Below are 9,584 nucleotides of genomic sequence, written 5' to 3'. Positions count from 1 at the left end.
TGCAGTAGTTATTGATGGAGTCAAACAGATAGTTAACTTGACGGACGAACGTCAATTTATTTTGAACTTCTTGCCCTCCTCTTGTCAAAAATATTATCTGTGATTTTTTCGTGACTCACCTTTGTGGCAATTTGGGAATTTTTGGATCAGGTATAAATCTGTGTAAGGAGAGTAGATACTCCTAAATTTAGGCTGCTCAAAAAAACTCTCAAGAGTCCCAAAAACAATTACTGTTTCTTGAGAAGATATTCAAGTGTTTAATTTTTCAGACTTTTTCCCTTGATTGGATATGTAGTTTATTGTACTTCAAATTGAAGTGCGGAGTCTAGGTTCATAAACATCCTCATCCCAGAGACTGGGCAGCCTTTACACTGATTGGAGAAGCCGAATAACCCATTATTCCTAATTCTTGCTCCATGCTACCCGTTAACCAAGCCGAATCCATTATCTTAGATCTCGTCCACCCCTTAGACTCCCAGTTAGACAGCGAAAGTATCGACCTATCCGCCGCCACAGGTCGCATTTTGGCGTCTCCTGTAACCAGTCAATTGGATTTTCCTCACTGGGATAATTCTGCGATGGATGGTTATGCAGTACGCTATGCGGATGTGCAGTCGGCGAATGAACAACAACCAATACGTTTAGAACTCGTCGAAGAGATTCCCGCCGGCTATCAACCGCAAAAAACCATTGCACCCGGACAAGCGGCGCGTATCTTCACGGGTGCATGTATGCCCCAGGGCGCTGATACGGTGGTGATGCAGGAACATACACAGCGCCAGGATAACCAGGTTTTAATCTTACAAGCCCCGAAACCGCAAGGTTTTGTGCGTCATCAGGCATCATTTTACCGTGCTGGAGACCCCCTCTTAGAATCAGGAATTCAACTGGGTGCGCCAGAAATTGCCGTCCTCGCCGCCGCCCAATGTACGGAACTCACCGTCTATCGCCGTCCCAAAGTCGCGATTCTCTCCACCGGAAATGAACTGGTTACGCCGTACCAACCCTTGCAACCGGGTCAAATTGTCGATTCTAACCAATACGCCTTAGCCGCTTGGGTGACTCTCTGTGGCGGAATCCCTAAGGTACAGGGGATTGTCCGCGATAAACCGGACGCCCTGAAGCAAGCCATTGCCCAAGCTATTCTAGCCGCCGATATTGTTCTGTCTACAGGTGGCGTCTCTGTGGGCGAGTATGACTATGTAGATGAAATTTTAGCCCAACTGAATGCGGAGATTCACATCCGTTCGGTTGCGATTAAACCGGGTAAACCCTTAACCGTGGCGACGTTTCCGCCTCCGAGTCAGAGGAATAAAAAAGGCTCATCGCATCCAGTCTTATATTTTGGTCTACCCGGAAATCCAGTATCCGCGTTAGTCAGTTGTTGGCGATTTGTGCAACCTGTGATGAAAAAGCTTTCTGGGTTACCAATGCAACGATGGAAGCCCAGATTTATCAACGCCATCTCTCGTAGCGAACTCAAATCCGATGGGCGTCGAGAATCCTATTTGTGGGGTCAGCTTCAATTAGTTGAGGGGAACTACGAATTCAAGTTGGCGGGTGGTAGTCACAGTTCGGGTAATTTAATTAACTTAGCCCAAACTACGGGTCTTGCGGTCGTACCCGTTGGTCAAACCTTGATTCCAGCCGGAGAAACGGTGCAAGTTTTGTCGGTGGGCTTTTAAGAGGAAACATCCTTTAAGATGGGGCGGTTGTAGACGCGGAGCGGCTTTCCGTAGGGTAACCGCAGCTATACAAACAAAACCCGCCTGCGCGGGTTTACATTCTTTTTAACCAGTTATCACCCAAGCGTAACGCACCAACCAAGGTGGTGCGTTACGGCGCATGAGTGTTCTGTGGAAAATAAAAGTGAATAAAAAACTATGCGCCTAACGCACCCTACTGCCGTGACCCAGCTAATTTGGTGCAATAGATTGGGTTCGTAGTGAGGGAACCTCAGCCTTCTCCAGATAGGCGTTAGAGAACTAAAGTTCTCACTACAAACAAAGTCCTATTTTAGGTGGGTCACGCCACTACACAAGTGCTAATTTATTTGCTCCATTGGATGACGTTTTTTTGGGTTAAGAATAAATCCTGTCCAGCTTGAGGGTGAAATTGTAACATAAGGAAACGTTGATGAGGTTGAATGCCAATGACAGGCTGACTCAAAACCGCTCCAAAAATAACTAGGTTTAATACTAGGCCAGCCTGAGTATTCATAGATAACTTTCTGACTCAACTCTAATCGCTTACATTGAGTTCAGAATAGTTGGCAGAACTTTCCTTAAGCCAACTGAGCGCTCTAGAGGCTGGATGGTTTTGAATATCTTGAATGAACAGTTAGGGGAAGGTGTCAGACTTAGGGGATTCCCCTAACTTTTTAAATATTAAACAGCCTTTAATTTAAACCCAAGGCTGAAAGCTGAAGTCGGTTAAAGCTGACTGGATAAGATGAAAAATCCTTCAGCTACCCAATCAATCTGTGCGCGACACCATCACAGGTTCTTGATAAAGGGGTACAGTAAATGTCACAGTTGAGCCTAAGTTTTCCCCCATGCTGAAGAAATGTACGACACCGCCCATGGTTTCCACTAGCTTTTGGGAAATGGCTAACCCTAACCCGGTTCCCCCGTAAGGACGATTGAGTCCACCATGCACCTGGCTAAAGGATTGGAAGAGTTTGTCTTGCTTATCCAAGGAAACCCCAATTCCTGTATCCGCTACCCGCACTTTCACATGTCCAGGAAATTCCTGTCCTTGAAAATGGACTTTCTTGCGAATGACTTCGGCGCTGATGGTAATTCCCCCTTCATCGGTGAATTTAATCGCATTCCCCACCAGGTTTAGCATCACCTGTAGCAACCGTTGATAGTTCCCATACATAACAATGCCATCGTAAACGGCGGGAATTTCCAGGGTGAAGCTCAAATTCTTGTGATGGGCTTGCTGCGCGGTAAAATCATAGACTTTATTGAACAGATACTCTAACTCAACTGGACTAAACTCCAGCTCCATTTTTCCGGCTTCAATCTTGGCGATATCTAAGATATCGTTGATGATGTTGAGCAGATGTAAGGCGCTATTATGGGCTTCCTGGATAAACTCGCGCTGTTCTTCGGGGTCATCCGCCATCCCTTCCAGAATCAGCTTGAGAAAGCCAATCATTCCATTTAGGGGCGTCCGCAATTCGTGAGACGTGCTGGCAAGAAATTCACTCTTGAGGCGGGACACTTCCTCGGCTTGTTCTCTAGCTAGTTCCAGTTCTTTATAGAGCGTACCATGCGCGATCGCGGTTCCCACTTGTTCAGCCAACTCCCGCACTAGCTCAATTTCCGCATCACTCCAGGGACGGTGGCGATCGCACTGTTGTAAACTAATTAAGCCATTGGGTTCATCTTTATAGGACGTGGAAACCACCAGCAGGGATTTTTCCTGAAACCGACTGGGGGCGATTTGGTCAACAACTACGGGTTCGGAACTCCACATCGCTTGTTTCATTATCAGTTCCGACTCTAGTTCCAGCGTCATCCCCAACATTTCCTCTAATGAGTCTTGGCGATACTCCGCTTCCACCTTGACATCCATGTAGTCAGGTTTGTAGGAACAGATAATACAGCGACTGACTTGTAGGGCTTTCCCTAAACTGTCTACTGTTTGTTGCCAGATTGTATCTAAGTCTAAAGTCCGGCGAATCCGGCGGGCAATTTGGGTGAGTAGTTTTTGATTGGGATCGACACTTAACGGTACCAACGAATCGATAACTTTTTGCACCGAACCCTCAGGTAACAGATGACCCATCACCCAAACCTGAGTCGCCTGACCGTCTGCTTGTAAAATTGGGCTGATCACCAGTTCAAAGGGAAAAACGTGATCGCCATAACAGAAGTCGTGGATACAGCGTTCTGGGGTGCGGTTGTCTAGAATCCGCTGGATTCGATCCCGATAAGCATCTAGAGCAATGGGATGAAAGGTTTCGTTGAGGGGAACCCCAATAACCTGTTCTTGAGTTAATTCATACTGCTCGGCTTGTCGCCAATAAAAGGAGTGATACTGACCTGATGCATCTTGGCTACACATCAGCTCAACCTCTAACTCCTGCAAAAAGCTTGACTTGCCTTGTGCAGTAGTAGATTGCATAGTGGTATACCCGAATCGAGGATGGTGGAAATCAGCAGGAGCAATCATCTACAAGAAACCTGGAAACTACAAGCAGCGAAAGGATTAGCGCTCGCACCAAGACAGACATAAATGCAACCCCTTAACGCCCTGGAGCCTCAGGCGAAAGAAAAAGCGACGAACCTCTTGGCTCTTAATCGTTCCATTCGCCTCGTGGCGGTACTGGTGGATTTCGTCTCAAGGTGCGGGTTAGCTCATCATCGCGATCGCGCTCTCCTCTTAGCCATTGACGAATGGCTGTTTCTATCACCTTAGACGGATCATTGGTTAAGTGTTTGATTTGGTCTAACAGTTGAGCATCCATGAGGATAGATATTTCTTCCTTGTTTGTTGAATGCTCTCGATGAATGGCATGATTATTCATTTTCAGCGTTTTGGTGTTCCCCTACACTACAGTTTACGACAACTTGCTCTCTTGCCACCTGAGATTTGTGACGCAATCAGCCCGAAAAGGTTCTCTGGAGTTAGAGTATCAGGAGTATTGTCCCCATTTTGGGAAGAAACATTAAAATACATTAAGAGCCATCCATTCCGTGTTGCCGATTTTTTTTGTCACCCGATAATTCTATGACTGATGTTCCTGTCTCTCGCATTCGCAATTTTTCCATCATTGCTCATATTGATCATGGTAAATCCACTTTAGCCGATCGCCTCTTACAGACAACGGGTACGGTGAGCGATCGCCACATGAAGGAACAGTTCCTGGACAACATGGAATTGGAACGCGAGCGCGGGATTACCATTAAACTGCAAGCCGCTCGCATGAACTATAAGGGGCGAGATGGTGAGCAATACGTTCTCAATTTGATTGACACCCCGGGTCATGTGGATTTCTCCTATGAGGTTTCGCGATCGCTTATCGCTTGCGAGGGCGCATTGCTCGTGGTAGACGCCTCTCAGGGGGTTGAAGCTCAAACTCTGGCAAATGTTTATTTAGCCTTGGAGCATGACCTAGAAATTATTCCGGTTCTGAATAAGATTGACCTCCCAGGAGCAGAACCCGAACGAGTGATCTCAGAAATCGAAGAGGTCATTGGTCTCGATTGTAGCGGAGCCATCCTCGCATCGGCAAAGGAGGGTGTTGGGGTTGATGAGATTTTAGAATCTATCGTGCATCTGGTTCCTCCTCCCCAAGACACCATCAATCAGCCCCTGCGAGCCTTGATTTTTGATAGTTACTATGACCCCTACCGAGGTGTCATTATCTATTTCCGGGTGATGGATGGTACAGTCAAAACCGGGGATAAAGTTCGGCTGATGGCATCCAAAAAAGAATATGAAATTGATGAACTGGGTGTATTGTCACCAACACAAATCCAGGTTGAGCAACTCCACGCCGGAGAAGTGGGATATATAGCAGCGGCGATTAAAGCTGTAGAAGATGCCCGTGTCGGCGATACGATAACTCTAGCTGCTGAACCGGCGGAGAAGCCCTTACCCGGTTACAAGGAAGCCAAACCCATGGTGTTCTGTGGCTTATTCCCCACCGATGCGGATCAGTACGAAGATTTACGCGAAGCCCTCAACCGTCTCAAGCTCAATGATTCGGCTCTCAACTATGAACCGGAAACCTCCAGCGCCATGGGGTTTGGTTTCCGCTGTGGTTTCTTAGGCTTATTGCACATGGAAATCGTTCAGGAGCGGTTAGAACGGGAGTATGATTTAGATTTAATCATCACCGCCCCATCGGTGGTTTATCGAGTCACGAATATGGATGGGGAGCTTTTGGAAATTGACAACCCCAGCTTACTCCCTCCACCCCAGCAGCGGGAGAAAATTGAAGAACCATACTGTCGCATCGAGATGATTACCCCAGAAACTTATGTGGGGACGCTGATGGAACTGTGTCAAACGCGGCGGGGTGAGTTTAAAGATATGCGGTATTTAACCCAAGGGCGAACCACCTTGGTGTATGAATTACCTCTGGCGGAAGTCGTGACTGACTTTTTCGATCAACTCAAATCGCGATCGCGCGGTTATGCCAGTATGGAATATCAGCTTATTGGGTATCGGGAAAACACGCTCGTCCGTCTTGATGTATTAATTAATGGTGATCCCGTGGATTCTCTGGCAATGATTGTCCACCGGGATAAAGCTTACTCTGTTGGTCGGGCTTTAGTGGAAAAACTCAGGGAACTGATTCCCCGTCACCAATTTAAAATTCCTCTGCAAGCCTCAATTGGAAGTCGGGTAATTGCCAGTGAACATATTCCCGCACTGCGGAAAGACGTACTCGCTAAATGTTACGGCGGGGATATTAGCCGGAAGAAAAAATTGTTGCAAAAGCAGGCAAAAGGGAAAAAGCGGATGAAATCCCTGGGTACAGTTGATGTGCCTCAGGAAGCATTTATGGCAGTATTGCGCCTTGATCCTCAGTAAGGGAGTTGGGGAGCCATGTAGAGACGTAGCATGCTACGTCTGGAAGCTGGGGAAGAAGAAATTCAATTAGAGCTTATCCGAGGAGTATTGAGGTCCATCTAAACAGTGATAATTTCCTTATTCCTTATCACCTTGCCATCTGCATTCTGCCTTTTTTCAGTCAAGGGCTGACAAAAGCCTAGCTTAAGGATTAAATTGGATGGTTGAGGGTGCATTAAGCTCAAGATGATAAAAACTCTACACTATTCCGCCTTTTAAGCAAAACCCATGACGTCAATCCAATTTAAGCATCTAGCCGCTTCATGTCAATTCTTAAGTGCAGCTTTTTTAGTCATTATGCTGAATAGTTGCGCTCAGACTTCTTCAAATGAAATAGAGTCCTCTTCTGCCTTAAGCAATTCCACAGAAACCCGTCAAGATGTAGCCTCTAACGCTGATGTTACCCCGCTTTGGTCAGATAGCTTTGCAGCAACGGATTGGCAGCAATATTGGAATCTTAAAAGTGAGAAACAGTGGGGTTTAGAAAATAGTGAAGTGATTAAAGATGCCGACGGCAGATTTGAGATGGTGCTGCGGGTAAACTATCCGGCGGGTTCAGCTAGTCCTACGGTTTCTCGAAAAAATGACGCCCCCTTAGGAGGTACACAGTTTTATGCGGATTTAGATTTACCGGCTAAAGAATCCCTGCGCTTAAGTTATTATGTTCGTTTTTCGGATGACTTTGACTTTGTGAAGGGAGGGAAATTGCCGGGACTTTACGGGGGTAATGGTGCTAGTGGCGGGAAAACTCCTGATGGAACCGATGGGTTTTCGACGCGCTTCATGTGGAGAAGAAATGGTGATGGCGAACTGTATGCCTATCTGCCCACAAGTGAAGAATACGGCACATCAATTGGTCGGGGGAATTGGCAGTTCGTCCCCGGAACTTGGCATCATATTGAGCAGGAGGTTATCCTCAATGAACCGGGTCAAGCCAATGGTCGGGTTAAAGTTTGGTTGGATGGAAACATGGTTCTAGATGAGCAAGGATTGACATTCCGTACTGTTGAAGACCTCAAAATTGATGGTATATTTTTCTCCACCTTTTTTGGTGGCGGTGATCCTTCTTGGGCAACTCCGAAAGATGTGTATGTAGACTTCGCTGATTTCTCGGTTTCAGAGGTGAACGAGTAGGGACAAGTTTATTTCAAAGTCGCCATATCACGAGAGTTTGGTTACTTGTCCTGATTCGGAGCAGTTGATCGGATTGAGGTGTTTAACATTACCATTGATATAGCGTTTCCTGATCGGGTGAGGTACAGCCCTCACCCCCAGCCCCTCTCCCAAGCTTGGGAGAGGGGAGAAAAAGGGAATGTAAGCCCTGTCCTTTTACCGTTTGGGTGTACCGCATCGACATGGAAACTGCTATAGAACAGACTAGGTAGGTGTAAAAACGATGGGAACTTTATCTGAACTACCTGCAACTTTACCCAATCATACTCAGCTCCCTGAGTCAGATAATTGTGTTAGAGTTTGTCTCTGGTAATGGTCAACAGGAACGCGATTCCCTTCGGGATAGCTTCGCTTCACGCACTCCTTTTCTGCGTATTTTTTAACCAGGAAGGCGCAAAATGTCGTCAAATGCCAAAAAGCGAAAGAAAAAAAACTTTGCTAGCTTTAATACCACAGAAGCCTTCAAGCAATTAAGCCTAACTGAATTATTACTCTGGAATATTGATATCCAATCTGTTATACCCAGTCCCTTTTTCCAAGAACGCTGGGCTAGATTACAATGTTTTGACTTACAAAAGTATGAAGAATCTAAAAAAATAGTGATTGATGCAATTTGCGAAGAAGCTATACAACCCTATAAAAAACTAAAAATATGGAAAGGGGCGGCTCTATGTCTTAAGGTAGGATGTTGGATTGTATCGCAACTGCCACAACGGTTAGGACACTAGGCATGGCTCAAGACAATACATGGCATTGATCTTAATGTCCTAATGACCCTGGCGACTGCTATAATTACGAAACTCCAGGATAAACTTTCTGATGGATTCTCATATTATTGAGAGCAACCCTAGCTGATTGAAAATGCTGCAATATCTCAGTTATCGGGAGTGCGATTATTTCCACAAAACTCTGCTTTATGAAGGTGATGGAAAGTTACAGTAGTCATAACACTTCACTTACTTTATCTTCAGGTGCGATCGCGCTCCCTAAATGTCAATCACCAAATTTTTGCCATCCGCAAGACAAATCCTGGTAGCACTGGCTCACCGCTGACTGTTTCAGGATTCTCCAAGATTTCCGGTTCTTGATTGGGGCGGTAGATATAAACGTTTCTGTTTTTGCGGTCGATCAACAAGCCGAGTAATGTACCATTGTCAATATATTCCTGCATTTTGTTTCGCAATCCACTAAGGGTATCGCTCTGAGAACGTAACTCAATTACGAAATCTGGACAAATCGGTGCAAAAGAGGCTTTTTGTTCCTCACTTAAGGCATCCCAGCGCTCTAGTTTAATCCATGAAGCATCAGGGGAGCGGGTTGCTCCATTGGGTAAGGTAAAGCCAGCGCTGGAGTCAAACACTTCACCCGTACCATCTTGTTCTGCCCAGTTCGCAACTTGTTGAGCAATTTTCATGTTGCGATTTCCTGTATCTGAAAAGGCTGGTGGCATAATAATCACTTCCCCACTGGCAGTACGCTCGATTCTCAAATCGCGATTGGCTAGACAGAATTCGTAGAATTGTTCAACACTAATCGATTTGAGAGCAGGAAAATTCACTGTCAGGGGGACACTTTGGGTTTGAATGAGCAGCGTTGTCATTATTTTTCCTCAGTTGCTTGCTTCCATCTCAAAACTTAAATAGGGCTTGCTACACAAAGCCGAAACCGCAAAGCCCATCAATGCTTTGAGCCATATTGACAGTGGATAAAGTGCAAGGAAATGGGGTAGCATCCTTCATAAGTATGGCATCACCTTGCTCAGGTAAAATGTACCCTTGCTCCCCCAGCTCCCCCAGCTTTCCCAGCTTCCCCAGCTC

7 protein-coding genes are annotated in these 9,584 nt (G+C 46.0%); 4 read left to right on the top strand and 3 right to left on the bottom strand.

The features are described 5' to 3' along the window. Positions 1-416: 416 nt before the first annotated feature. On the top strand, positions 417-1,685 hold the full coding sequence (locus RIB93_RS03585; RefSeq protein ID WP_446370361.1) for a molybdopterin molybdotransferase MoeA: 1,269 nt from the start codon (positions 417-419) through the stop codon (positions 1,683-1,685). A gap of 790 nt (positions 1,686-2,475) precedes the next feature. Here the strand turns inward: RIB93_RS03585 and RIB93_RS03580 are convergent. Both RIB93_RS03580 and RIB93_RS03575 read right to left on the bottom strand, forming a co-directional pair. Then, positions 2,476-4,185: a GAF domain-containing sensor histidine kinase gene (locus RIB93_RS03580; RefSeq protein ID WP_446370359.1), complete on the bottom strand. Its 1,710-nt coding sequence runs from the start codon at positions 4,183-4,185 to the stop codon at positions 2,476-2,478. Between the two features lie 124 nt (positions 4,186-4,309). Further along, entirely contained in the window at positions 4,310-4,540 is a 231-nt protein-coding gene (locus RIB93_RS03575; RefSeq protein ID WP_044210163.1) for a type II toxin-antitoxin system CcdA family antitoxin, read from the bottom strand. Between the two features lie 203 nt (positions 4,541-4,743). On the opposite strand from RIB93_RS03575, the gene lepA reads away from it, so the two are divergent. The 3 genes from lepA (at position 4,744) to RIB93_RS03560 (ending at position 8,495) form a co-directional block, all read left to right on the top strand. Beyond that, positions 4,744-6,555, top strand: a complete 1,812-nt coding sequence (lepA, locus tag RIB93_RS03570; protein ID WP_446370357.1) for a translation elongation factor 4 — start codon at positions 4,744-4,746, stop codon at positions 6,553-6,555. Positions 6,556-6,822: 267 nt separating this feature from the next. Next, the gene (locus RIB93_RS03565; protein ID WP_446370355.1) at positions 6,823-7,728 is read left to right on the top strand and encodes a polysaccharide lyase; all 906 of its coding nucleotides are present in this window, start codon (positions 6,823-6,825) and stop codon (positions 7,726-7,728) included. Positions 7,729-8,165: 437 nt separating this feature from the next. Next, positions 8,166-8,495: a hypothetical protein gene (locus tag RIB93_RS03560; RefSeq protein ID WP_446370353.1), complete on the top strand. Its 330-nt coding sequence runs from the start codon at positions 8,166-8,168 to the stop codon at positions 8,493-8,495. A gap of 269 nt (positions 8,496-8,764) precedes the next feature. Here the strand turns inward: RIB93_RS03560 and RIB93_RS03555 are convergent, their stop codons facing one another. Beyond that, entirely contained in the window at positions 8,765-9,367 is a 603-nt protein-coding gene (locus RIB93_RS03555) for a Uma2 family endonuclease (protein WP_446370351.1), read from the bottom strand. Positions 9,368-9,584 lie beyond the last annotated feature (217 nt).

It is taken from the genome of Coleofasciculus sp. D1-CHI-01 (assembly GCF_040218875.1).
GTDB lineage: Bacteria > Cyanobacteriota > Cyanobacteriia > Cyanobacteriales > Coleofasciculaceae > Coleofasciculus.
This window is presented reverse-complemented; position numbering and strand designations above follow the sequence as displayed.